At 65.9% G+C, this 23,890-nt stretch carries 21 protein-coding genes and 1 pseudogene; 16 read left to right on the top strand and 6 right to left on the bottom strand.

Annotated elements, in window-relative coordinates; all coding sequences use genetic code 11:
• Positions 1-71: 71 nt before the first annotated feature.
• On the bottom strand, positions 72-1,214 hold the full coding sequence (gene dnaN, locus MOX01_RS01500; RefSeq protein WP_046747969.1) for a DNA polymerase III subunit beta: 1,143 nt from the start codon (positions 1,212-1,214) through the stop codon (positions 72-74).
• Positions 1,215-1,709: 495 nt separating this feature from the next.
• Positions 1,710-3,104 (bottom strand): chromosomal replication initiator protein DnaA, encoded by a 1,395-nt coding sequence (dnaA, locus tag MOX01_RS01505; protein WP_046747968.1) that lies wholly within the window; start codon positions 3,102-3,104, stop codon positions 1,710-1,712.
• Between the two features lie 316 nt (positions 3,105-3,420).
• On the opposite strand from dnaA, the gene rpmH reads away from it, so the two are divergent.
• The 11 genes and pseudogenes from rpmH to MOX01_RS01560 all read left to right on the top strand — a co-directional run bounded on the left by rpmH (position 3,421) and on the right by MOX01_RS01560 (position 12,555).
• Positions 3,421-3,558, top strand: a complete 138-nt coding sequence (rpmH, locus tag MOX01_RS01510; protein WP_013584598.1) for a 50S ribosomal protein L34 — start codon at positions 3,421-3,423, stop codon at positions 3,556-3,558.
• 6 nt (positions 3,559-3,564) lie between these two features.
• Positions 3,565-3,921, top strand: a complete 357-nt coding sequence (rnpA, locus tag MOX01_RS01515) for a ribonuclease P protein component (RefSeq protein ID WP_082108634.1) — start codon at positions 3,565-3,567, stop codon at positions 3,919-3,921.
• Positions 3,918-4,268 (top strand): membrane protein insertion efficiency factor YidD, encoded by a 351-nt coding sequence (yidD, locus tag MOX01_RS01520; protein WP_141368133.1) that lies wholly within the window; start codon positions 3,918-3,920, stop codon positions 4,266-4,268. Before rnpA ends, yidD begins: the two co-directional genes overlap by 4 nt.
• Before the next feature lie 3 nt (positions 4,269-4,271).
• Positions 4,272-5,342 carry a membrane protein insertase YidC gene (yidC, locus tag MOX01_RS01525; protein ID WP_058630955.1) on the top strand — a complete coding sequence of 357 codons (1,071 nt, stop codon included), beginning with the start codon at positions 4,272-4,274 and terminating at the stop codon, positions 5,340-5,342.
• On the top strand, positions 5,339-5,830 hold the full coding sequence (locus MOX01_RS01530) for a Jag family protein (RefSeq protein ID WP_046747964.1): 492 nt from the start codon (positions 5,339-5,341) through the stop codon (positions 5,828-5,830). The genes yidC and MOX01_RS01530 overlap by 4 nt, the downstream gene beginning before the upstream one ends.
• A pseudogene (rsmG, locus tag MOX01_RS01535) lies at positions 5,796-6,490 on the top strand (16S rRNA (guanine(527)-N(7))-methyltransferase RsmG). Before MOX01_RS01530 ends, rsmG begins: the two are co-directional and overlap by 35 nt.
• A 1,832-nt stretch (positions 6,491-8,322) precedes the next feature.
• A complete protein-coding gene (locus tag MOX01_RS01540) occupies positions 8,323-9,198 on the top strand; it encodes a ParA family protein (protein WP_230977767.1) in 876 nt (291 codons plus the stop codon).
• Positions 9,198-10,169: a ParB/RepB/Spo0J family partition protein gene (locus MOX01_RS01545; protein WP_174799742.1), complete on the top strand. Its 972-nt coding sequence runs from the start codon at positions 9,198-9,200 to the stop codon at positions 10,167-10,169. The genes MOX01_RS01540 and MOX01_RS01545 overlap by 1 nt, the downstream gene beginning before the upstream one ends.
• 60 nt (positions 10,170-10,229) lie before the next feature.
• A complete protein-coding gene (locus tag MOX01_RS01550) occupies positions 10,230-11,678 on the top strand; it encodes a sugar porter family MFS transporter (RefSeq protein WP_211368687.1) in 1,449 nt (482 codons plus the stop codon).
• A gap of 9 nt (positions 11,679-11,687) precedes the next feature.
• A complete protein-coding gene (locus MOX01_RS01555) occupies positions 11,688-12,023 on the top strand; it encodes a hypothetical protein (protein ID WP_046747959.1) in 336 nt (111 codons plus the stop codon).
• Position 12,024: 1 nt separating this feature from the next.
• Positions 12,025-12,555, top strand: coding sequence for a GrpB family protein (locus MOX01_RS01560; RefSeq protein ID WP_170224074.1), 531 nt, complete (start codon positions 12,025-12,027; stop codon positions 12,553-12,555).
• Between the two features lie 85 nt (positions 12,556-12,640).
• Here the strand turns inward: MOX01_RS01560 and trxA are convergent, their stop codons facing one another.
• The 4 genes from trxA to MOX01_RS01580 form a co-directional block, all read right to left on the bottom strand.
• A complete protein-coding gene (gene trxA, locus MOX01_RS01565; RefSeq protein WP_021201395.1) occupies positions 12,641-12,964 on the bottom strand; it encodes a thioredoxin in 324 nt (107 codons plus the stop codon).
• A 65-nt stretch (positions 12,965-13,029) separates the two neighbouring features.
• The gene (trxB, locus tag MOX01_RS01570; RefSeq protein WP_046747958.1) at positions 13,030-14,010 is read right to left on the bottom strand and encodes a thioredoxin-disulfide reductase; all 981 of its coding nucleotides are present in this window, start codon (positions 14,008-14,010) and stop codon (positions 13,030-13,032) included.
• Positions 14,011-14,129: 119 nt separating this feature from the next.
• Positions 14,130-15,746 (bottom strand): murein biosynthesis integral membrane protein MurJ, encoded by a 1,617-nt coding sequence (murJ, locus tag MOX01_RS01575; RefSeq protein WP_141368137.1) that lies wholly within the window; start codon positions 15,744-15,746, stop codon positions 14,130-14,132.
• Complete coding sequence (locus MOX01_RS01580; RefSeq protein ID WP_230977768.1) at positions 15,739-17,961, bottom strand: DUF6049 family protein; 2,223 nt, start codon at positions 17,959-17,961, stop codon at positions 15,739-15,741. Before MOX01_RS01580 ends, murJ begins: the two co-directional genes overlap by 8 nt.
• Positions 17,962-18,058: 97 nt before the next feature.
• Between MOX01_RS01580 and MOX01_RS01585 the strand changes: the two genes are divergently transcribed.
• The 5 genes from MOX01_RS01585 to MOX01_RS01605 all read left to right on the top strand — a co-directional run bounded on the left by MOX01_RS01585 (position 18,059) and on the right by MOX01_RS01605 (position 23,871).
• Complete coding sequence (locus tag MOX01_RS01585; RefSeq protein WP_174799743.1) at positions 18,059-19,570, top strand: DUF7059 domain-containing protein; 1,512 nt, start codon at positions 18,059-18,061, stop codon at positions 19,568-19,570.
• 28 nt (positions 19,571-19,598) lie between these two features.
• The gene (locus MOX01_RS01590) at positions 19,599-20,654 is read left to right on the top strand and encodes an LLM class flavin-dependent oxidoreductase (protein ID WP_141368138.1); all 1,056 of its coding nucleotides are present in this window, start codon (positions 19,599-19,601) and stop codon (positions 20,652-20,654) included.
• A gap of 111 nt (positions 20,655-20,765) precedes the next feature.
• The gene (locus MOX01_RS01595) at positions 20,766-21,416 is read left to right on the top strand and encodes a dihydrofolate reductase family protein (RefSeq protein ID WP_061015201.1); all 651 of its coding nucleotides are present in this window, start codon (positions 20,766-20,768) and stop codon (positions 21,414-21,416) included.
• Positions 21,417-21,451: 35 nt separating this feature from the next.
• A complete protein-coding gene (locus MOX01_RS01600) occupies positions 21,452-21,874 on the top strand; it encodes a GNAT family acetyltransferase (RefSeq protein WP_061015202.1) in 423 nt (140 codons plus the stop codon).
• Between the two features lie 50 nt (positions 21,875-21,924).
• Complete coding sequence (locus MOX01_RS01605) at positions 21,925-23,871, top strand: MSCRAMM family protein (RefSeq protein WP_141368139.1); 1,947 nt, start codon at positions 21,925-21,927, stop codon at positions 23,869-23,871.
• The last annotated feature ends 19 nt before the right edge of the window (positions 23,872-23,890 follow it).

Genomic DNA, 23,890 nt, shown 5'->3' on the forward strand with positions numbered 1-23,890 from the left:
GACACCTGATTCAGTGTCGGTGAATCTCGGGGATGGGGAGGCGTTAAGCTCCCTGCTCTCGCCGAGCGGGGTCAGCGCAGGAGGAGGTTGGGCTGCAGCAGGTACTTGAACGAGTCGAGGCCGGCCTGATCGACCGAGGTCTGACTCGTGATGAGGACCGGGCTGAGCTTGTTGGCGTTGTCGCTCGATGTGAAGGTGACGCGCACGAACTCGCTCTTCACGGCGCCGAGAGCCTCGATCAGGTACTGCGGATTCAGTCCGAGCGTGACCTCGTCACCGCCGGAGAGGATCGCGTCGACCGACTCGGAAGCGCGCGCGTGGTCTCCGCCGGAGGCGTCCATGGTGACGCTGTCGTTCGAGAACGTGAAACGCAGCGGAGCGGCGCGATCGAGGACGAGCGATACGCGGCGGACCGCTTCGACCAGGTCGGCGGTGTTCACGACCGCGTAGTGGTCCGTCTGCTCGGGGAACAGACGACGCACCGGCGGGAAGTTGCCCTTGATCAGGAGCGAGGTGACGGTCTTGTTTCCTGCGGTGAACGCGATGATCTCGCGGTCGCCGGCTCCGGAGAACGCTACCTGGATCGTTCCGGCGTGTCCGAAGGTCTTCCCGACCTCCAGCAGCGTGCGCGCGGGAACCAGCGCGGTGGCCTCGACCGCTTCACCGTCCCACGGCACGTCTCGGAGCGAGACGCGGTAGCGGTCGGTGGCGACAAGACTCAGGGTCTGGCCGGAGACCTCGAGCTGCACACCCGTGAGGACCGGCGTGACGTCATCGCGTGAAGCCGCGAATCCGACCTGCGCGATGGCGGTGCCGAAGTCGTCGGCGGGAACGACTCCCGACGAGCCGGTGACCTCGGGGATGGACGGGTATTCCTCGACCGGCATGGCTGCGAGGGTGAACCGCGCGGAGCCACAGGTCACCGCGATGCCGCCGTCTTCCTCGACCGCGATCTCGATCGGAGCGTTCGGGAGGCGGCTGGCGATGTCTGAGAGAAGTCGACCGTGGACCAGGATCGTGCCCGGGGTCTCCACCGTGGCCTCGATCGTGGTTCGAGCGGAGGCCTCGTAGTCGAATGCCGAGAGCGTGAGGCCGGAACCGTCCGCCTCGATCAGCACTCCCGCGAGGATCGGCTGTGGGTTGCGCTGCGGCAGGAGCTTGACGACGAACGAGACAGCCTCGCTGAAGACATCGCGGTTGACCTGAAACCTCACGGGTGCTCCCTTGTCGTCGAACTGTGACGCGTTGTCGTCGGCCCTGCCGGTGCAGGGCTTCCCATGCTAGCCCCACAGTCCGGCGTATCCCTACGCCGAGGTTCCTGTCATTCGACGGTCGGCTCTCCACACCGTCTGGTGATCGGATCGCGCCCTGAATGACTTAACTCCTTAACGGTGTTAACAGCTGTGGATACTGTGGATAAGTCGGTGGATAGCAAGAGCGAGTAGGGAACTACACAGTTGTCAGTTGTGGAAACCCTGAGGAATCCGCGGGTTGGCGGGGGTGAGGTGCTCGAAGCCCCTCCCGGAGTTATCCACAGGTTTGGGTGATCGACCCACATTCGTCCCGATCGAATCCACGGTCATCCACAAGTTATCCACATGTGCATAGAGGTATCAATCGAGAGATCAGAACCCCAGTCCGGGTGACAAAAAAGGGGAGGTCCGCACCCGATCAGGTGCGGACCTCCCCTTTTTCCGAGACGCGGCGTGTCAGCGCCGTCCCAGCTGGGTCGTGATCTCGGTGACCTGGTTGTAGATGGAGCGACGCTCCTTCATGAGCTCGCTGATCTTCTTGTACGCGTACATGACGGTCGTATGGTCGCGGTTGCCGAACAGCTGCCCGATCTTGGGGAGGGAGAGGTTCGTCCGTTCCCGGCAGAGGTACATGGCGATCTGTCGAGCGGTGGCGATCTGCTGCGAGCGGCTGGACCCGTACAGGTCGTCGACGGTGAGCTTGAAGTACTGCGCGGTCGCCGTGATGATGTCGGTCGGCGAGATGATGTTGTCCTCTGCCGTGTCGATGATGTCGCGCAGCACGGTCTGGGCGAGCGCGATGTCGAGAGGCGATCGATTGAGGCTCGCGAACGCGGAGACGCGGATCAGTGCACCCTCCAGCTCGCGGATGTTGGATGACACCACCGTGGCGATGTACTCGAGCACCTCGTCGGGGATGTGCAGAGACTCGCTCTGGGCCTTCTTGCGGAGAATGGCGATGCGGGTCTCCAGGTCGGGCGCCTGGACGTCGGTGATGAGACCCCACTCGAAGCGGCTGCGCATCCTGTCCTCGAAGCCGGTGAGGAGCTTGGGAGCCACGTCGCTGGTGATGACTACCTGCTTGTTGTGGTCGTGCAGGGTGTTGAACGTGTGGAAGAAGGCTTCCTGGGTCTCGGCCCGCCCCTGCAGGAACTGGATGTCGTCGATGAGGAGGATGTCGACTTCCCGGTATCGCGCCTGGAAGGCAGCACCCCGGTTGTTGGCGATGGAGTTGATGAAGTCGTTCGTGAACTCCTCGCTGGAGACGTATCTGACCTTCACCCCCGCGTAGAGGGACTGCGCGTAATCGCCGATGGCGTGGAGGAGGTGGGTCTTGCCCAGTCCGGAGTCGCCGTAGATGAAGAGGGGGTTGTACGCCTTGGCCGGTGCTTCGGCGACCGCGACGGCGGCTGCGTGGGCGAAGCGGTTGGATTGTCCGATCACGAAGTTGTCGAAGGTGTACTTCGGGTTGAGGCGCGACTCGTGGCGCATCGGGGTGGGCGCAGGCTCCATGGGGGATTCGCTGCGCGTCTGCTCCTGACGACCGAAGTCGCCGACGGCGATCGGCGCGGTCTGCTGCTCGGCGAGCTCGTGGTTGACCACGACGCGGTAGGAGGTGACCTCCTCGCCGATGTGCGAGAGGGCCTCCATGATCGGGAGACGCAGACGCTTGTTGATCTGCGCGGCCGTGAGATCGTTCGGAACCTCGAGATAGAGCGTGGCCGACATCACTCCGGCCGGGACGGCCAGGCTGAGGAAGCCCTGCAGTTGGGGTGTCACCCGGTCGTCGTCGACCAGAAGCTCCTGCACCGTGGTCCAGATGGGGACATCGGGCTGGGCAGGTGAGGACATGACGCTCCGGACGGGTGATCGAGGCGGGGTCTACGTGCCGTGTCCCCTGTGGATAACTTAGGATGCCACGGTAGTCATCCCGGCTGTGAACGGCAACCTGCCCTTGGAATCACGCGGGCGTGTTGCGTCGACGCGAGGTCCGGAGGTTGTGGATAATGGCTGTGCACCCGGTACCGCGCGACGGCTCCGTGAGAGCCCAGATTTGCTCTGTGCGCCGGTAAGACGTACCCTTAGTTGGTTGACTTATGCCATTTTTGGCAGTACCCCATGTCTCCGGTCGAAGTGAACCCGGTGGCAGCATTCCCGGAGTGATTCCATGAGCAAGCGCACCTTCCAGCCCAACAACCGTCGTCGCGCCAAGAAGCACGGCTTCCGCGCCCGCATGCGTACGCGTGCCGGCCGTGGCATCCTCGCCGCCCGCCGCGCGAAGGGCCGCACCGAGCTCTCTGCGTAGTCCGCTGTGCTCGCCCGCCCGTATCGGCTGACTCGCGGGAGCGACTATCGTCTGGTCGTTCGTCGCGGATCCCGTTGTGGCGGGGCGCGTGTCATCACCTCGGTGTTGACCACGGGCGAGAACAGAGCCGCGAGGTTCGGATTCATCATCAGCAAGCAGGTGGGCACCGCAGTGGTGCGCAACTCCGTGCGTCGTCGGCTCAAGGCGGTGTGCGCGGAGGCGCTTCCACGGGTTCCTGAGGGCACGGATGTCGTCATCCGTGCCCTTCCTGCGTCTGCGACCGCCTCTTACGCGGAGCTTCGAGCCGATGTCGATCGGTGCCTCCGCCGCCTGGAGCCGGCGGCTTCCGCGGTGTCGGCATGACCGCCCTTCCGGGGTCGTCCGTCGGGACCGCACATCTGCATGCGCAGGACCTGGTGCGGAGCATTCCGGTGATCCCGCGGAATCTCGTGCTGGGGTTCCTCACCGCCTACCGCAAGGTCATCTCGCCGATGTATGGAGATGTCTGTGCGTACTACCCCAGCTGTTCCGCCTACGCTGTAGGTGCGGTGCAGCAGCACGGCGCAGTGAAGGGGGCGGCGCTCTCCGCATGGCGCATCCTCCGCTGCAACCCCTGGACCACCGGCGGCGTCGATGACGTCCGTCCGCACGAACACTTCCGTTACGACCTGACCGCACACGGTTTCGTCGTCCCTTCCCGAAAGGACTGATCGGTGGGTCTTGACCTTCTGCTCGCCAGCGCGACTCCCAGCCCTCAACCGGCGGGGGGTGGCTTCGATCTGATCGGCACCATCCTGTGGCCGCTCAAGTGGGTGGTCGAGCTGATCCTCGTCGCCTGGCACTGGCTGCTGACGGCTGTCGGTCTGCCCGCGGCCTCCGGCATCACCTGGGTGCTGTCGATCGTCGGACTCGTGATCGTCGTCCGCGCTGCTCTCATTCCGCTGTTCGTCAAGCAGATCAAGAGCCAGCGCAAGATGATGGAAATCGCTCCTGAACTGCGAAAAGTTCAGGAGAAGTACCGCGGCAAGAAGGATCAGCTCTCTCGTGAGGCCATGAGCCGCGAGACCATGGCGCTGTACAAGAAGCACGGTACGACACCGATGTCGAGCTGTCTGCCGCTTCTGGTGCAGATGCCGATCTTCTTCTCGCTCTACAGCGTGCTGAGCGATGTCAGCAAGCACGCTCGAGACAACATCGGTGGTGTCGGTCTCCTCAGCCCGGAGCTGACGAAGGAGTTCTACGACGCGAAGCTGTTCGGCGTGGCGTCGCTGCACGAGACGCTGGGTAACGCGATCGATGCGCAGAACACGACGGCCATCATCATCCTGGTCACACTCGTGGTGCTCATGATCGGGTCGCAGTTCTTCACGCAGCTGCAGATCATCTCCAAGAACCTGTCGCCCGAGGCCAAGACCGGCCAGGCGTACCAGATGCAGAAGATCATGCTGTACGTGTTGCCGCTGGGCTTCATCTTCTCGGGTGTCTTCTTCCCGCTCGGCGTCGTCGTGTACTGGTTCATCTCGAACCTCTGGACCATGGGTCAGCAGTTCCTCGTCATCCGCGAGATGCCCACTCCCGGTTCCGAAGCTGCCAAGGCACGCGAGGAGCGTCTTGCACGCAAGGGCAAGGCGATCGATTCCTCCGGCAAGGTCGTTCCGATGGCCGCCTACGAGGCTGAGCAGCAGCGTCTGCTCGAAGAGGCCGAGAAGGCGAAGGCAGAAGCACCGAAGCGTCAGCAGCCGGTCGGCAAGAAGCGTGCGAAGAAGAAGGGGAGCGGTTCATGAGCGAGACCATGACCGACAACACCGAGCCGACTGTGGCCCAGCTCGAGAACGAGGGAGACGTCGCGGCGGACTACCTCGAGGAGCTTCTCGACATCGCGGACATCGACGGTGATCTGAACCTGGATGTGCGGCAGGGCCGGGCATACGTCTCCGTCGAGGCTGAGGGCGATGCGCTGGCGTTGCTCTCCGCTCCGGAGACCGTGCAGGCTCTGCAGGAGCTGACTCGTCTCGCGGTGCAGAGCAAGACCGGTTCCTTCTCACGACTGATCCTCGACATCGCAGGCTCGCGCGACACGCGTCGTCGTCAGCTGGAGACCCTGGTCGACGCCGCGGCCGCCAAACTCGACGAGGGTTCCTCCCAGGCATCTCTGCCCTCGATGTCGAGCTATGAGCGCAAGCTCGTCCATGACATCGCCGCCGACCGGGGCCTTGTCTCCGAGTCCTACGGCGAGGGTGCTGACCGTCACACGGTCCTGCGCCGACGCTGACGTTTCACGTGAAACATCGGTCGAACGGGGACGATCATGAGTGATCTCGAGCAGGAGCCCTCTTCCGCTGCAGGTCTCTTCGGGGATCGTATCGACGTGGCGCGTGCCTTCACGGCTGCTCTTTCCCGCGAGGGGGAGGAGCGCGGCCTCATCGGCCCCCTCGAGCTCCCGCGCCTGTGGACGAGACACATCCTCAACAGTGCGATCGCCGCTCCGCTGTTCCACGGTTCGGTGGCGGATATCGGTTCGGGGGCCGGCCTACCGGGGCTCGTGCTCGCGATCGCGCGTCCTGATGTGCAGTGGACGCTGATCGAGCCGATGGAACGACGCGTCACTTGGCTCAACGAGCAGGTGGAGGCGCTGGATCTGTCCAACGTCGTGGTGCTGCGAGCTCGCGCGGAGGACGTACGTCCTCCGGAGGGCTTCGATGTCGTCACTGCTCGTGCGGTGAGTGCGCTCCGTACCTTGATCCCGCTGACCGCACCGCTGGTTCGTGACGGTGGCGAGCTCACTCTGCTCAAAGGCATGAATGCAGCGAACGAGATCGATGCCGCACAGAAGCAGATCAAGAAGTTCCGCCTCTCGGACGTTCGCGTCGAGGTGCTGGGTGAGGGAGTCATCCCCGAGACGACTCGGGTGATTCGCGCGCGCGTCCGCTAGTCACGTCTTCATCGAAGGGGGATGTTTCACGTGAAACATCCCCCTTCGTGTTCATCGGCAGGATCTCATCGCTCGGGCATCACCGTCTCCGTGCTTTCGCGCCCGTAATGCCTCGCTCCGCGCGCGACCAACCAGGGCTATCACGACCTCGACGAGACCGACTGCCCATCTGAAAGCGGATTCGCGCGCCGCACGCAGCGCGATGTTCGCCGGGAGAGGAGGCCCTATCGCCGCAGCTCCCCAGTTAGGACACCTCACCATCGCCATCACCATCGGCATCATGTCGCTCGAATGGTTCTGCATCGCTGGGAGAAGCTCGGAATCGTTGTGCACTACGTCTCGTGAGCACCACTAGCCAGGCATACTCGTGCGCTGCGTCGTGATGGCTCTGGTGCCGTCCGCGTACGCGGTGTTTCACGTGAAACGGGTACGCCAAAGAGGTGGCGTTCCGGGCGCGTGCCGATCTGGGAGGAGGGTTGTCGACTCGGACATCCGGCGTATAGCCCCGTGACATCCGGGGTGCGACATTCGCGGCACAACACCCCTGACGTGAAGCTCTGGCATAGACCCGGGGCGTTCGTGTTGCGCCAGCCCCGCATGATGGGGCGGTCCACGTGAGAGCTCGGTGGCCGGGAATCGTCCGGACTAGGTTCAAGTGAATCCCGACATCGAAGGGTGGCGGCTTCATAATGTTGCTCTTCTACCGTGTTTCACGTGAAACATGCAGATCGGACCGCTGATGAAGCCCTCTCCGTCGAGGAGGGGGCTTGCTCTGCGCGGTAGAGAACAGATCTGTCGCGCGCCCAAGTCCCTGAGACTAGACGGAGTGTCGCAGGCAGCCGGCGGTGAGAAGCTCCTGGTGGCTGCTCGGTGGATGGCCTACGACGGCTTCATGGTCTTGCCTCTCGACGGTGTTTCACGTGAAACATGCAGACCGGACCACCTATGCCGGCCCTCTGGTCGAGGAGAGTGGGCTGAGTCATCCTCTGTCGCGCGTCCGGTCCCTGACAACAGACGGAGTGTCGCAGGCAGCCGGCGGTGAGAAGCTCCTGGTTGCTGCCCGGCGGATGGCATACGACGGCTTCGTGGTTTCGCCGGTCGACGGTGTTTCACGTGAAACATGCAGACCAGACCGCCTCGGACGGCCCTTTGGTCGAAGAGAGTGGGCTGAGTCATCCTCTGTGCGGTAGAGAACAGATCTCGACGTGCGCCGGAAGCGCCTGAGGATAGACGGAGTGTCGCAGGCACCCGGGGGATAGAAGTTGTTGGTGGCTGCGAGTCGGATGGCGCCCGCCGGCTCTGCCGACACAGGGACATCTGAAACCACACGCGTGGCGCAACGCAGGGGCGGAGTTCCTCGCCGTGGCCGGTCAGAGGCGTGAGGACCACTCCCGTCTGAGTCAGTGGGTGGTGACACCGAAATATGACCGGCGCGACGGTGCCGAGCGCAGCGAAGCTCGTCACTCTGTCGGCGATACCATCAGGCGGCCCCGGCACACTCCGTCTACTGTGGAGACTCCTGCAAGTGGGGTGCGCTGTACCCGCCAGCACGGGAGAGGGCAGCCCGGCACGCTAGCTGTCGTCATCATCGCCACAGTGCGCACTGTTTCACGTGAAACATCCGCCGTGCGGCGCATGAAGCGGAGCGGGAGAAGCCGGTATGGCGGAGACTGGCCGCGGGAACGAGGACCCCGACGTGCTTCGCTCGAGCTGCGACAGTGCTCTCGTCATCTAACGTCTCTGCTTGCGATTAGAGTGGAACGCGGCCCCGAAAGGAGTGGATGTTTCACGTGAAACCATCCGAGAAGACATCCTCGAGCGAATCGTTCGGGATGGACACGCCGCTTGCGCGGGAACTCGCTGACCTCTCCGCCCGCAGGCGCGCACTCGAAGGGGTTGCCGTGGAGTTCACCGGCGAAACCCGCGTTCTCACGGTGTCGAACCAGAAGGGTGGAGTGGGAAAGACCACCACCGCCGTGAACATCGCTTCCGCACTGGCAGGGATGGGCGGGAATGTGCTGGTCATCGACCTCGACCCGCAGGGAAACGCATCCACAGCCCTGGGAGTACCCCACAGTGCTGAGGTCTCCAGTGTCTACGACGTGCTGATCGACGAGCTTCCGCTGGCAGACATCGTGCAGCAGAGCCCGGAGGATCCCAACCTCTTCTGCGCACCGAGCACGATCCACCTCGCGGGGGCGGAGATCGAGCTGGTCGCGCAGGTCGCTCGAGAGCATCGTCTTCGTCGCGCGCTCGACGTGTACCTCGCAGAGCACCCGATGGACTTCGTCATCATCGACTGCCCACCCTCCCTGGGCCTGCTCACGATCAACGCCTTCACCGCCGCGACAGAGGTTTTCATCCCCATCCAGTGCGAGTACTACGCACTGGAAGGATTGAGCCAACTGCTCGGCAGCATTCAGATGATCCAGAAGCACCTGAACCCGGTGCTCCACCTCTCGACGATCCTGCTGACGATGTTTGATGGGCGTACCCGTCTGGCACAACAGGTCGCGGAGGAAGTGCGGACGCACTTCCCCGAGCAGGTGCTGGAGACCGTGATCCCTCGATCCGTACGGGTATCCGAGGCCCCGAGTTTCGGCCAGACCGTGATCGCCTACGACGCCCAATCCGCCGGCGCGATCGCATACCGTGAGGCCGCTGTTGAGATCGCGTCGCGCAGAGCGACGCAGAGCAAGGAGAAATGATGGCGAAGCGCACTGGACTGGGCCGGGGCATCGGTGCCCTCATCCCCACGGCGGATCAGTCGGAACGTCCCGTCGATGTCTTCTTCCCGGGCGCGAGCCTGCGACAGACGAGCACCGAGGCGGCTCCCGTGGCCGATGCCGAGGCGCCGGAGCTCGAGAATGTCCCCGGCATTCATCTGGTCCAGGTCGACCCGAACAGCATCGTCGCGAATCCGCGTCAGCCTCGGACGCACTTCGACCCCGAGGATCTCGCAGAGCTGGTGCACAGCGTCCGCGAGTTCGGGGTGCTGCAGCCCGTCGTGGTTCGAAAGAACGCCGATGGCGAGTACGAGCTCATCATGGGGGAGCGCCGCACGCGCGCCGCGCGCGAGGCCGGCCTCGACGTCATCCCCGCGATCGTCCGTGACACCGCAGACGAGGATCTGCTGCGCGACGCCCTGCTGGAGAACCTCCACCGTTCAGAGCTGAACCCGCTCGAAGAGGCCTCTGCATACCAGCAGCTGCTCGACGACTTCGGAATCACCCAGGAGGAACTGGCCACGCGCATCGGCCGTTCCCGCCCGCAGATCAGCAACACGATTCGACTGCTGAAGCTCCCCGTCCCGGTGCAGCAGCGGGTGGCTGCCGGAGTGCTCACTGCCGGGCACGCGCGAGCGATCCTGAGTCTCGAGACACCGGAGTCGATGCAGCGCCTTGCGGACAAGGTCGTGAATGAAGACCTCTCGGTGCGCGCGACGGAGGAAGCGGCGAAGGCACAGCCCCGTGCCGGGTCGTCCGCGAAGCCGACCCCGGGTGCGCGACGCGCGTATCTGGATGAGGTGGCCGGCAAGCTCGGCGACCGTCTCAACACGCGTGTGAAGATCGCACTGGGAGCGCGAAAAGGGCAGGTCACTATCGATTTCGCTTCCATCCAGGATCTCAATCGGATTCTCGAGGAGCTCGGAGAAGGCGGTTACGGCTCGTCGAAGTGAGGTCCCGCCAGCGGCAGCGCTAGCCTAGACTCGCGTCATCGTGACGACGAGGGGGATGTCATGTCGAGAACAGCCGGTCCAGCAGCCATCAAGCGCCGTGTGATCGCGGTGAGCATCGCCGCCGCGTTGGGTGGATTCCTCTTCGGATTCGACACCGCAGTGATCAACGGGGCGGTCGACGCGCTCGCGGGCGACGTCTCCGGATTCGACCTCGGTACTGCGCTCAAGGGATTCGCCGTGTCGTCGGCCCTCATCGGCTGTGCCGTGGGCGCGTGGTTCGCCGGCCCCGTCTCCAACAAGTACGGACGCATCCCCGTGATGGTGGTCGCGGCCACGATGTTCTTCATCTCCGCGATCGGATCCGGTCTCGCCTTCAGCGTCGTCGACCTCATCATCTGGCGAGTGATCGGGGGACTGGGTGTCGGTGCCGCCTCCGTGATCGCGCCCGCGTACATCGCCGAGGTGTCACCCGCAGCGATCAGAGGTCGCCTGGGCTCGCTACAGCAGCTGGCGATCGTCACCGGTATCTTCGCCGCGCTGCTCTCCGATGCGCTGCTCGCAGGCATCGCCGGCGCGGCGGACCAGCCGCTGTGGGGACTCACCGCCTGGCGCTGGATGTTCATGGTCGCCGCGATCCCTGCGCTGGTCTACGGACTGGTCTCGCTGCGACTCCCGGAATCTCCGCGCTATCTGGTGCGCAAGGGCGAGCTGAAACGGGCGGCAGACGTGCTGGAGACCGTCACCGGCACGGTCGATGTCCAGGGCAAGATCGACGAGATCACCGGCACGATCAACACAGAGCGCTCGGAATCGTTGCGTGATCTGCGTGGTAGTCGCCTGGGGCTGAAGCCCATCGTCTGGATCGGCATCCTGCTGTCCGTTTTCCAGCAGTTCGTCGGTATCAACGTCATCTTCTACTACTCGACGACGCTCTGGCAGTCGGTGGGCTTCGATGAGTCCAGTGCTCTCCTGACCTCCGTCATCACCTCGGTCACGAACATCGTGGTCACGATCGTGGCGATCCTGCTCGTCGACAAGGTCGGTCGCCGGATCATGCTGCTGGTGGGCTCGGTCGGCATGACCGTGACGCTCGGCCTCATGGCAGTGGCCTTCTCGTTCGGCACACTGGATGCGCAGGGGACGGCGACGCTCCCCGACCCGTGGGCCACGATCGCCCTGGTCTGTGCGAACGGATTCGTGGTGTTCTTCGGTGCGAGCTGGGGGCCGCTGGTCTGGGTTCTGCTCGGCGAGATCTTCCCGAACTCCATCAGAGCCGGAGCCCTCGCGGTGGCCGCAGCGGCACAGTGGGTCGCCAACTTCTTCATCTCCACCACCTTCCCGGCCTTCGCCGAGATCGGCCTCACGTTCGCCTACGGGTTCTACGCGTTCTTCGCGCTCCTGTCGTTCTTCTTCGTGTTCTTCAAGGTGCCGGAGACCAAGGGCAAGGAGCTCGAGGACATGACGGAGAACATGAAGGTGGAGCGCCGGCGGGGTCCGCAGCCGACGTAGGCTGGGAGTATGACCGAGTCCGTACAGCGCCGCGCCAGCCTGGAAGTGTTGCGCGCCGAAGCGTCGGACGAACTCGCGGTCCTCATCCAGGAGCGGCTTCTCGGCGGAGAGGATCCGTGGGAGTTCATGGAGGAGCTCCCGAGCGTCGACGAACTCGTCGTCTACCTGTTGCGCGCCGACAACATCAATGCGAACGACGGTGTGCGCCCCAACGCGGCCAGGCACTACCGGGTGCTGCGGCAGATCGCCCTGGAGTACCCGGAGCTGACCTCGGCCGTCTGGGGCCTCCTCGACGAGAAGCAGCGCCATCGCCGCTGGGACCCGACCGTCGCCGACGCCTCCTGACGTGGAGGTCGTGCTCGTCCCGCATGACCCGACGTGGTCGGAGACCTTCGCACGTGTCGCGGCGGAACTGCGCAGGCATGGGAATCCGGACTGGCGCGTCGAACACGTCGGATCCACGGCGATCCCCGGGATGAGCGCCAAGCCGATCATCGACGTCGCGGTGCGCATCGCCGATGACGAAGACCTCGAGCTGCATCGACCTGGGCTCGAGGCCGCAGGATGGGCGGTCGGGAGCAGTGTGCGAAGCCATCGGGTGATGATCATCGAAGAGAACGGTGTACGCACGCGAATCGCCCACTTCTTCGAAGCCGCCGATTGGGATCAGGTGAACCAGCGCATCCTTCGCGACTGGCTGTTGCAGAACCCGGAGGATGCCCGGCTCTACGAGCGGGCGAAGCACGCTGCGGTTGACGCCTCGCGCAGGGGAGACGAGTCGTACAACGCGGGGAAGACCGCGGTGGTTCAGCTCCTCGTCGACCGTGCACGTGCTGCTCGCGGGCTGCCGTCGGTCTCCGTGTACGACAAAGACTGACCAGAGCGGTCCGCGGGACGACTCGGGGCGGACACGAGAAAGGGCCGCACCTCCCCGGGAGGTGCGGCCCTTCGTCTCGGGGGACTCAGCCGATGAACGCGGCCAGGTCCTTCTCCAGCGCGAACTTGGGCTTCGCGCCGATGATGGTCGTCTTGACCTCACCGCCGTGGAAGACCTTCATCGCCGGGATCGACGTGATCTGGTACTTCATCGCCAGCTCAGGGTTCTCGTCGACGTTGAGCTTGAGGATGGTGATCTTGTCGGGGTTGTCCGCCTGGATCTCGTCCAGGACCGGTGCGACCATACGACACGGACCACACCACTCGGCCCAGAAGTCCACCAGCACGGGACCGTCGGCCTGCAGAACGTCCTGCTCCCAGGTCGCCTGGCTCGTAGCCTTTGCACTCATCAGAGTTCTCCTTGATTCGAGGTTCGCCTGCTACAACAGCGGGCGAGGGAAAAGTGTTCCCGCCCCTACGCGGTGGCGGTGAGGATCTCCGCGGCCTCGGCGGCCGGAACCTCCACGGAAGGGTCTTCGAGGTCGGCCAGGAAATGCTCCGCGTCGAGAGCAGCGACCGTGCCGGAGCCGGCCGCCGTGATGGCCTGACGATAGGTGGGGTCGATCACGTCACCGGCAGCGAAGACTCCCGGAACCGACGTCTTCGACGAGCGGCCGTCGACCCAGATGGTGCCTTCCGGCGTGAGCTCGAGCTTGTCGTGCACGAGGTGCGTGCGCGGGTCGTTGCCGATCGCGATGAAGAGCCCGTCGAGCGGGAGGTCGCTGAGCGTGCCGTCGACCGTGGAACGCAACTGCACACCGGTCACGGAGTCGCCTCCGAGGACCTCGGCGACCTCGCTGTTCCACACGAACTCGATCTTCTCGTTCGCGAAGGCGCGCTCCTGCATGATCTTCGAGGCCCGCAGGGTGTCCTTGCGGTGGATCACGTAGACCTTGTCTGCGAAGCGGGTGAGGAACGTGGCCTCTTCCATGGCGGAGTCGCCACCGCCGACGACGGCGATCGTCTTCTCGCGGAAGAAGAACCCGTCGCACGTGGCGCACCAGGAGACGCCGTAGCCGGAGAGGCGCTCTTCGCCGGCGATGTCGAGCTTGCGGTACGCCGAGCCGGTCGCGTAGATGAGGGACTGCGTCTCGTGCTCCGCACCGCTGCCGAGGATGACCTTCTTGACGGGCCCCTCGAGCTGGAGTTCGGTGACATCGTCGTAGACGACCTCGGTGCCGAACTTCTCCGCCTGCTCCTGGAACTTGGCCATGAGCTCAGGTCCCTGGATCCCCTCGGGGAAGCCGGGGTAGTTCTCGACCTCGGTGGTGTTCATCAGCTCTCCGCCGACCTCGACGGAGCTCGCGATGAGCAGCGGCTTGAGGTTCGCCCTGGCCGCGTAGATGGCAGCCGTGAATCCGGCGGGGCCGGAGCCGATGATGATGACCTGACGCATGTGATCTCCGTCTTAGAAACTGCAGTCGAATGACCTTCGAATGCTTCAACCCATGGTAACCGCGAGGCATTCCCTGCGCAGGGTGGGGCGCAGGCGGCGGAGCGGGCTGGGTGGGTGGATCAGCGCCCGGGGAGGAACCGGCGGACGAGAGCAGTGCCGGCCTTGAGCTCGGGGGCGCGCATCACGGCGAGGATCGCGACGTAGACGACCACCACGACGAGGCCGATGATCGCGGTACCTACGGCGCCCTGGATCTTGTCGACCATCATCCATCCTGAGGTACCGCCGAGCAGGACGAATGCTCCCCAGCCGGCCAGCCCCGCCGGGATGCCGGCGATCGCGAACCGGCCGATGGCCGACATCCAGGAAGCCACCTGAAGGCCACCGATCTTTCGATGCAGCAACCAGGTGGCGAGGATCGTCTGCAGGATGCTCGCGATCGACTGTCCGAGCGCGACCGCAGCGGCGAGCGACGTCAGAGGGATGATCCCCGCCTCTCGCATGCCGAGGGCGACGAGAGCGGTGACGACGATGAGGACGCACTGGATGATCGTGAACCAGAACGGGGTCCGGGTGTCGTCGTAGGCGTAGAAGGTTCGCTGCACGATGAAGAGGATCGTGAGGGGGATGAGTCCGACGAGGTAGGCGATGAGCACCAGAGCAGCCGCCTCAGCGTCGTCGGCGGAGTCAGTGAATACACGGGATGCGGGGATGGCGGCAGCGGCGACGGCGGCGGCCGCTGCCACGATGAAGAACAACAGGGTTCGAATGCTTCGTGCGATGTCGGCCCGGACCTCATCGTCGCGTCCGGCGGCGGCGTGGCCGCTGATCTGGGTGAAGTACGGAGTCCCGATCGAGAGCACGATCACCGAGTACGGCAGCATGAAGATCAGCCAGGCGTTCGCTGTCACCGTGGCGGAGGCGCCGAGACCGGCCACCTCACTGACGATGTACCCCTGAAGAACCCCGGCGGAGAGGCTCGCGAAGGCCATGAGGAACGTCCAGCCCGCCAGGCGACCGACGTTGCCGAGCCCCACCCCCCGCCAGTGGAAGTCGGGTTTCAGTGCGAGGCCGGTGCGACGCCAGAAGACGAGGAGGACGACCGCCTGGAGCGCGATGCCGAGGGTGGCAGTGGCGCCGAGCAGGGTGATCATCTCCGGCGTCCAGTCGGAGGCCTTCGTGGACACGGGACCGAACAGTGCTCCGAGCGCGAGGAAGCCTGCGATGGACACGATGTTGTTGACGACAGGAGCCCAGGTGAACGGACCGAAGATCTTTCGTGCGTTGAGTGCCTCGCCCAACATGGCGTAGAGGCCGTAGAGGAGGATCTGCGGCAGGCACCAGTAGGCGAGTGCCGTGGCGAGGGCGAGAGTGGACTCGTTCGCCTTGCCGGCGACCAGATGCACCAGCCATGGAGCTGCTGACGTCGCGAGTCCCGTCACCACGACCAGAACGACCGTGCCCAGGGTGAACAACTTGGAGATGAAGGCGTTGCCGCCGTCGGCGTCCGCCGTCGCCTTGACGATCTGCGGGACGATCACGGCCGTGAGGATCCCCACGGAAATCAGGGAGAACACGCTGTTCGGAAGCTGGTTCGCGTAGGTGAACGCGTCGGCCGCTTCGGATGCGACAGATCCGAGCACACCGACGAGGACGATGCTGCGCAGGAGCCCGGTGACGCGTGAGACGAGGGTGCCGGCGCCGATGATGGCGCTCGCCCGGCCGAGGCTACTCATTCGTATCCGGGGTCGAGGACGTGTCGTGGGCCGATGACGTGCCGTTGCTCGGTGTCCCATCCGGTCGGGCGTTCACGGCGTCCTCTTCCAACGACTCGATCTCTGCTTCCACAGCCGCCTCCTCGGCGGCCTCGCGGCGCTTGCGGCGGACGGTGCGGATCACGCCGAGCACGATGAGGAGTGCGGCGAGGCCCCCGAAGACGATGAGGCCGATGGTCTCCCACTCCGCTCGTACAGCCACCCTGATCTTCTGCTGATCCTGGATCTGCACGCCGGTGGGGCTGTAGAGGCTGAGGCGCAGGTCGACCTCGCCGCTGCCGACCCGTGCGGACACCGGGACCTTGACGCGCTTGGTGGAGTTCGCCTCGACGACCGTCTCCGTCACCGGCTTCACCTCGAGTCGAGGGTCGGTGGGGGAGACGAACAACTGCACCGTCACCGGCCACGGCAGGTCGTTGCGCACGGCGATCGGCAGATCAGCGTTGGCGGTGAGCAGTTGGATCGTGCTCGACGGGGGGATGCTCACGGCGGCGAGCGTCTCCGAGGTGCGCTTCTGGTGCTCTTCGACCTTCTTCGCGAAAGCCTTCGCCGACGATCCGACGGACAGCGTCCGGAGGATCCTGATGCGTTCAGGGCTCAGCAGTACCTGCGGGTCAGCGAGGATCGACGAGAAGGCGGTGAGCGTTCCCTCGTCGGCCAAGAGGGTCGTCACCGCTGCCGCACGCGCGGGATCGGCTTCCGATGTGAGCGCGGCCGATGCGGGCGGGGTGGCGCGCAGTGCCGAGAGTTCGAATCCGATCGAATCGGCCGTCGAGATCGCGTCCCGCAGCGCGTCCGCATTGCGGTTCTCGTCGCGGTCGAGCCCGATCAGCAACGGGGCACCCGCGACGCGGCTCTCAGCCAGTGTCAGGAGCGCGGCGGCTTCGGCCAGGAGCCGTTGACGATCGACGGAGTCGGCCTCCGCGGCGACCTGGGAAAGAGTCTGCGACAGGCCGCTGTCGGTGACCAGGAGGTCGTGCCCGCCGACGGTGGCGTGCGCGGCGCTCTGTCCGCCCAGCGCTGCGGAGGAGACGATGGTGCTCGTCCCCTCACCCAGGTAGCTCGCGAAGGTGTCGAGATCCTCTTCTCGCAGTTCGTCGTCCGGCCAGAGGATCTGAGGGAGCGCGCCATCGATCGCCGTGAGCTCCGCGTCGTCGGGCAGCTGAGGAGTGCCGGTCGGGCTGGGCGTCGGGCCCGGTGTCGCGGTCGAGTCCGCCGTCGGCGACGACGTGGCAGGCGTCTGCGGAAAGTCGGCGGGGTTCAGGAACGTCGCCAACGTCGTCGGCTGCAGCAATGCGGGTAGACCCGCCTGCGCTTGCGCCGTCGCATCCGCATCACCGAACTGCAGTGCGAACCGCGTGTTCGGCAGAGCTTCCAGTCGGTCGAGCCAGTCCCGGGCGGTCTCCGGAGCCGCGGAACCCAGAGCGCGGATTGCGGCGAGAATAGCGGGATCGATGGCGAGCACCGCAGTGGTGCCGGCCACACCGTCGAGCTGAGCGGTCAGGGCACCCTCGGGTCCGGTGAGAGTACTGAGTTCCTCCGCGCTCAACAGCACGCCGTTGTCGGGGGTCGCCGTGAGCGGGACCATCACGCCGACCTGAGCGGTCTGGGAATCGGCGACGACGAGCACGCTGGTCGCCGTGGCCTCGACCGTCGCCGAACGATCCTCAGGCGTGTTCACCGTCTTGGCACCCGTGAGCTCCGCCCGCAGCGGGTAGACACCGGGGGCGAGGGCGCCGAGGGTCTCGGCAGGGACGAAGACCGTGTTCATGCCGGAGGCACCGGCATCGAGCGCGGCCGTCGTGTCGGAGCCGATCGTGTCGAAATCGCCCGGTGCCTCGCCCTCATCGAGCCAGTTCGTGACCGAGGCTTCGTCCGTCAGGGGAGTTCTGCTGAGCTCTACCTGCACCTGACCACTCGACAGCTTCGATTCCGTCTCGTTCTGCACCGTGAGCATCGCGGTGGTGGAGGAGCCGGGGGCGACGAGGCCGCGCAGACCCGCGGAGACGTGGAAGGCGACGCTCGCTTCCTCGTTGGAAGCGGACCCGCCGGCGGCGACGGCCGTGCTCGGTGCGACGACAGCGCACGCGCCCAGCACGATAGCGAGGACGGCGGTCCTGCCGGCGAGCCTTCGCAGGCGCGCACGGAGGCCGTGCTCGGGGGTGATGGCGGTCATGAGGGTCTTCCTCGAACGCCCGGAACGGGGCTGCTCGTGAGTACTGACCTCCTGATTCTAGGAGGCACAGGGAAGGAGAACCCTGAACACGCGTAGAGTGACGGCCGTGTCCGACACCCCCACACCTCACCCAGACCCTCTTCGCACCTCCGCGCTGGCCGCTGATCTCGATGCCGCCGACTTCCGGTCCGCACCTCTCCGTCGCCTGTGGGGCGAGGAGGCGGACGACGCCCTCGCCAGGGGGATGCGGGAGCCGATCCTGCGGGCCATCGCCGAGGACTCCGGAGTCCTGGCCACCCTCGGCCGTCTGCTGGTACTCGGCATGAGTCAGCCGCGTGCGGCGGTCGCCGCCGCGCTGCCGAACCTCGGAGTGGACGGACTCCAAGCGCTCGGACTCGCCACCGCGGATGCCGAGGTGGTGACCCCGACGGCCCTGTTGCGTCCGCAGTCCTTCGTGGATGCCGAGGGTGTCGGCGAGTGGTGGATCGCCAGCGACCTCGACGAGGTCGCCCTCGACGGCCCTCTCCCCGCCGATCATGTGCTCGGCGTCGGTGGAGCCTCGCGCACCCTCGCCGAGACGATCGTGCCCATCCAGGTCGATCGCGCTCTCGACCTCGGCACCGGGTGCGGGATCCAGGCGCTCCTCGTCGCCCGTCGTGCCGGCACGGTGGTCGCGACCGACATCTCGGTCAGGGCACTGGCGTTCGCCGAGCTCAACGCGCGGGTCAACGGGGTGACCAACATCGAGTTCCGTCACGGCAGCATGTTCGACCCCGTCGCGGGCGAAGCGTTCGATCTGATCGTCTCCAATCCGCCGTTCGTCATCACACCGCGGGTGGAGGGCGTCCCCGCGTATGAGTACCGCGACGGCGGACTGGTGGGCGATGCCCTCGTCGAGCAGTTCGTGCGGAGCGCTCCGGCGCATCTGACGCGGAACGGAATCGCGCAGCTGCTCGGCAACTGGGAGTCGCGGGCAGGGGTCACCGGTCTCGCCCGTCTGGAGGCCTGGGTGCCGAGCGAGCTCGACCTCTGGGTCGTCGAACGGGAGGAGCTGTCGCCGTTGGGGTATGCCGAGCTGTGGATCCGCGACGGGGGCACCACCCCGCGTGACCCGGCATTCACTCCGTTGCTGACCGCCTGGCTCGATGATTTCGCCGCCCGCGGCGTGACCTCGATCGGCTTCGGTTACGTGCTGATGCGTCGAGGTCTGTCGTCCCCTCCACTCCGGCGCACGGAGCGGATCTCCCAGCAGGTGTCGAACGTCGGTGCCGCGCTCGGAACCGGGCTTGTCGCGCATGACGCGCTCGCCGAGGGGATCCCCTCGACACTGCTGACGGCGCCCGATGTCACCGAGGCCCGCCACCTGCTGCCGGGCAACGACGACCCCAGCGTCATCGAACTGCGACAGGGTGGCGGTTTCGCGCGCACCGTGAACGTGGACCCTGCGCTCGCCGGGTTCGTCGGGGCCTGCGACGGCGACCTCACCGTGGTGCAGATCGTCTCGGCCCTGGCCGACCTCTTCGAGGTTCCCCTCGCAGACCTGTGGGCCGAACTCGAGCCCCGCATCAGATCGCTCGTGCTGGACGGCATCCTCGTACCGGGGGAATAGCTGAGGGATACATGCGTTGGAATAGATCATGAAGGCTTTCGGATTCCTCTCCTTCGGGCACTATGCAGACGTGCCCGGCTCAGCCACCCGCACCGCGGGCGACATGCTGAAGCAGACCATCGAGATCGCCGAGGGCGCAGACGAGATCGGTGTGAACGGCGCCTACGTGCGCGTGCACCACTGGGCGCGTCAGGCCGCCTCGCCGATGCCCCTGCTGAGCGCCATGGCCGCGCGCACGAACCGCATCGAGGTCGGGACGGGCGTGATCGACATGCGCTACGAGAACCCGTTCCAGTTCGCCGAGGAGGCCGCCGCTCTCGACCTGATCTCCGACGGCCGCATCGCCCTGGGCGTGAGCCGCGGTTCACCCGAGACGGCTCTGCGCGGCTATGAGACCTTCGGATACGTCGACGAGGAGGACACCGAGCGGGGCAGCGTGATCGCTCGGGAGAAGTTCGACCTGTTCCTCCGTGCGATCGACGGCGAAGGTATCGCCCCCGGAGATCCCCGCATGGTGGGTGCCGGCCGCTACCTCGCGATCGAGCCGCAATCCCCGACCCTGCGCGACCACATCTGGTGGGGATCAGGTTCGCGTCCGACGGCGATCGAGACCGGCCGCAAGGGACTCAACATGATGAGTTCGACCCTGGTGACCGAGGCCACAGGGCAGCCTTTCCACGAGTTGCAGCGCGAGCAGATCGACCTCTTCCGCTCGGCCTACAAGGAAGCAGGGCACACGGGCACGCCGCGCGTCTCCGTCAGCCGCAGCGTGTTCCCCCTGGTGTCCGACATGGACCGCGCCTACTTCGGACTTCGCAGCGAGGAGAACGCCGATCAGATCGGCATCATCGACGGATTCCGTTCCACGTTCGGCAAGACCTACGCGGCAGAACCCGACGTGCTGATCGAGCAGCTCCGACAGGACGAGGCGGTGATGGCGGCCGACACGCTGATGCTGACCATCCCGAACCAGCTCGGACCCGAGTACAACCTGCACGTGCTGGAGTCGTTCGCGAAGCATGTGGCTCCGGCGCTCGGGTGGAAGCCGAACACGGAGGGTCCCGTCCAGGGCGATCCGGTCTGAGCGGGATCGCCGCTCTTGACACGAGTCGCTTGACACGGAGCGCTGGAGCACTGACGCTGGGGAGGCTGCGCCGATCGACGCAGCCTCCCTTCATGCCTTCGGAGGCAGACCATGACCCGTGTTCGCGTCGATCTCAACATCTCGCTCGACGGCTTCGCCACGACGACGGACCAGACCCCCGAGAACCCCTTCGGTGAGGACTGGGGCCGGCTGACGGCGGCGTACACGGCCACGCGCACGTTCCACGAGCGTGTCTTCCTCGACACCAGCGGGACGGGAACGACAGGCGTCGACGAGAAGTACGCCGCGCACTACTTCGAGAACATCGGCGCCGAGATCATGGGCGCCGGGATGTTCGGGCTCCACGCCAACCCGGACGACCCGGACTGGCGCGGCTGGTGGGGCGAGGAGCCGCCGTTCCACGCCCCGGTGTTCGTGCTGACCCACACCCCGCGGCCTTCGATCGAGTTCGCCAACGGCACGAGCTTCCACTTCCTCTCGGCTTCTCCCGAGGAGGCGCTGCAGAAAGCGGTCGAGGCGGCCGCCGGAGCGGACGTTCGGATCGGTGGAGGACCCACGACCGTGCGCGAGTATCTGCGCGCGGGGCTGGTCGACGACCTGCACGTCGGCATCACCCCGATCCTCATCGGCAGCGGGATCCGACTCTGGGACGACCTGCGCGGACTCGAGTCCGGTTACCGCGTCGCCTCGGAGGTCGCGGAGTCGGGCGTCACGCACATCACCTTCTCCCGCGAGGATTGACGCCCGCAGCAGGGCGGGTCTGGGAGGCTGGACCGGTGCGCATCCGACCCTTCCACCCTGAAGACACCGATGCCGTCGTCGCCCTGTGGGAGGCGGCGGGGCTCACGCGGCCGTGGAACGATCCTCGGAAGGACATCGCCCGGAAGCTGACGGTGCAGCCCGAGCTGTTCGTCGTGGCGGAGGACGAGACGGGGCGCATCCTCGGCTCGGTCATGGCGGGCTACGACGGGCATCGCGGGTGGATGAACTACCTCGCCACGCAGCTCGACGCGCGAGGACTCGGAGTGGGCAGGGAGCTCGTGGCCCACGTTGAGGCCCGTCTGCGCGACCTGGGATGCCCGAAGGTGAACCTGCAGGTGCGTTCCGGCAACGCGCAGGTGGTCGACTTCTACCGCAGGCTCGGCTACGAGATCGATGACACCGTCGATCTGGGCAAGAGGCTCATCCCCGACGTGTGATCGCGGAGAATTCCCTTCTCGACGATCCGGTATACCAGTACTCTGACCGCATGCGTCTGCGTCGTAGGGGGATCATCGCCGGAGTCATCGGGCTCGTCGCCGTGCTCGTCGGCGCCATCCCCGCTGTTGCCGCCACCACGTCATGGGCCACTTGGCAACCGCTCGCGGGCACTGGAGGTGCCTTCACGACGACAGTCCAGGTGGCACCCCACCCTGCACTCACCGCCACCATGACCAGCGATTCGCGCGCAGGCCAGGTCGGCGTGATCACCGGTGCATCCACGTGGCTGGCCGAAGGGACCCCCATCGGAGCCGAGTACGGATCCAGCAGGGATCAGCCGTACCTGAACTTGCGGCCCAGGGCCGACAACGCCACGAGCCCGTCGACGACGACCTATTCGTTCGCCGCGCCGACCCCGACGTCGGGCTGGGCCTTCGCGTTGGGTGACATCGACTCCGACAGCGTGCGGATCCATGCCGTCGCTCCTGACGGGCACGTGCTCACAGCGGCGGAGATCGGCCTCAGGGACCTCTTCAACTACTGCGCTCCCGGGGTCGTGGGAAAGCCCGCGTGCACCGGCGCGGTCGGCGACGTGCCGACATGGGATGCCGCGACCCTCACCCTCACCGGGAACGCGGCAGCTGCCGACACCAACGGATCCGCGGCGTGGTTCGAGCCGTCGACTCCGATCCGCTCCCTCAGCTTCATCTTCACCCGGCGATCCGGTCTTCCCGTCTACCAGACGTGGTTCGTCTCGGCTGCGAATGACATCCGAGGATCGGTCGTCGACGTGGACACCGGGGCGCTGGGCGGTGTCGCCCTCGCACTCACCGACGGCAACGGCACGATCGTGGGCAGGACGACCACCGCGCCGGACGGCACCTACTCGTTCCCCGGGTTCATCGCCACGGACGGCTACCGGGTGAGTGTGACGGCACCGCAGGGCAAGATCGCGGTCGGTGAGACGACGACGTCGGTGAACCTCAGCAGCGGCAATGCGGAAGATGTCGACTTCACGGTGCGCGACATCGTGCCGTCCCCCGTCACCGGGCGCGTGGTGGACACGGAGGGAAACCCCATCGCCGGCGTCGTCGTGACGATCGACGCACAGACCAGGACCACCGACGCCGACGGCAGATATTTGTTCGACATGGTCCTCGATGGGCTGCAGGAGGTGACCATCGCCGTTCCAGCCGGGTACGCCGTCGACACGGCGCCGCCGGGCTTCGTGGTCCCGGCGGACAACGAGGATCTGATCACACTCACCGACTTCGTCATCGAGGCGAACCCGAGCCTGAGCGGGGTCGTCCGATGGAACGGCGGCGGTGTGCCAGGTGTCACAGTCACGGCCGTGCAGCAAGGGGGCGGCACCCTCACCACGGTGACAGGCGCGGATGGAGGCTACACGTTCCCCCGCCTTCCGGCCGGCAACTACACGGTCACGATGACGACGCCCGATGGCTACGCCGCGACATCTCCGCTCAGCCGCACAGCACCGGTCGCGGAGATGGACGTCACAGGCGTGGACTTCGACCTCGCCCGGCTGGGGGCGCTCGACGGCACGGTGCGCACCGACGGCGGTGAACCCGTCGGAGGTGTGGTGATCGATGTCTCCGGTCCCGTCTCGGCACAGCTCACGACGGGTGCCGACGGCACCTACAGTCTCGGCAGCCTCCCTCCGGGCAACTATGAGCTGATCGTGCGCGCGCCCGAGGGCACCACGATCGTCGGGGCGGGAACCCGCAGCGTCATGATCTCCGATGTCGGCGAGTCCGTCGAAGGACAGGACTTCACCCTCGCCGCGGCCGTCGTCCCACCGTCACCGTCGCCGTTACCCGAGCCGTCGACCGGGAGCTCGGACAGCAACGGCAGTGGTCGCCTTCCGGCGACCGGCCTCGGTGCCGAAACGTTCGCCTGGGCGGCAGGTGGTGCCGCGGTGATCCTGCTCGGGGCGACTCTTCTGGTCGTCGCCCGCCGTCGCGCCGGCCGGAAGTAACGCGGCGCCCGCTTTCGTG

The organism is Microbacterium oxydans, from assembly GCF_006540085.1.
In the GTDB taxonomy this organism is placed as follows: Bacteria; Actinomycetota; Actinomycetes; order Actinomycetales; family Microbacteriaceae; genus Microbacterium; species Microbacterium oxydans.

Coding starts and splice junctions, on each gene's coding strand:
- dnaA (WP_046747968.1), bottom strand. CDS start 3,104: ATGTCCTCACCTGCCCAGCCCGATGTCCCCATCTGGACCACGGTGCAG.
- rpmH (WP_013584598.1), top strand. CDS start 3,421: ATGAGCAAGCGCACCTTCCAGCCCAACAACCGTCGTCGCGCCAAGAAG.
- yidD (WP_141368133.1), top strand. CDS start 3,918: ATGACCGCCCTTCCGGGGTCGTCCGTCGGGACCGCACATCTGCATGCG.
- MOX01_RS01530 (WP_046747964.1), top strand. CDS start 5,339: ATGAGCGAGACCATGACCGACAACACCGAGCCGACTGTGGCCCAGCTC.
- MOX01_RS01540 (WP_230977767.1), top strand. CDS start 8,323: ATGGACACGCCGCTTGCGCGGGAACTCGCTGACCTCTCCGCCCGCAGG.
- MOX01_RS01545 (WP_174799742.1), top strand. CDS start 9,198: ATGGCGAAGCGCACTGGACTGGGCCGGGGCATCGGTGCCCTCATCCCC.
- MOX01_RS01550 (WP_211368687.1), top strand. CDS start 10,230: ATGTCGAGAACAGCCGGTCCAGCAGCCATCAAGCGCCGTGTGATCGCG.
- MOX01_RS01555 (WP_046747959.1), top strand. CDS start 11,688: ATGACCGAGTCCGTACAGCGCCGCGCCAGCCTGGAAGTGTTGCGCGCC.
- trxA (WP_021201395.1), bottom strand. CDS start 12,964: ATGAGTGCAAAGGCTACGAGCCAGGCGACCTGGGAGCAGGACGTTCTG.
- trxB (WP_046747958.1), bottom strand. CDS start 14,010: ATGCGTCAGGTCATCATCATCGGCTCCGGCCCCGCCGGATTCACGGCT.
- murJ (WP_141368137.1), bottom strand. CDS start 15,746: ATGAGTAGCCTCGGCCGGGCGAGCGCCATCATCGGCGCCGGCACCCTC.
- MOX01_RS01580 (WP_230977768.1), bottom strand. CDS start 17,961: ATGACCGCCATCACCCCCGAGCACGGCCTCCGTGCGCGCCTGCGAAGG.
- MOX01_RS01590 (WP_141368138.1), top strand. CDS start 19,599: ATGAAGGCTTTCGGATTCCTCTCCTTCGGGCACTATGCAGACGTGCCC.
- MOX01_RS01595 (WP_061015201.1), top strand. CDS start 20,766: ATGACCCGTGTTCGCGTCGATCTCAACATCTCGCTCGACGGCTTCGCC.
- MOX01_RS01605 (WP_141368139.1), top strand. CDS start 21,925: ATGCGTCTGCGTCGTAGGGGGATCATCGCCGGAGTCATCGGGCTCGTC.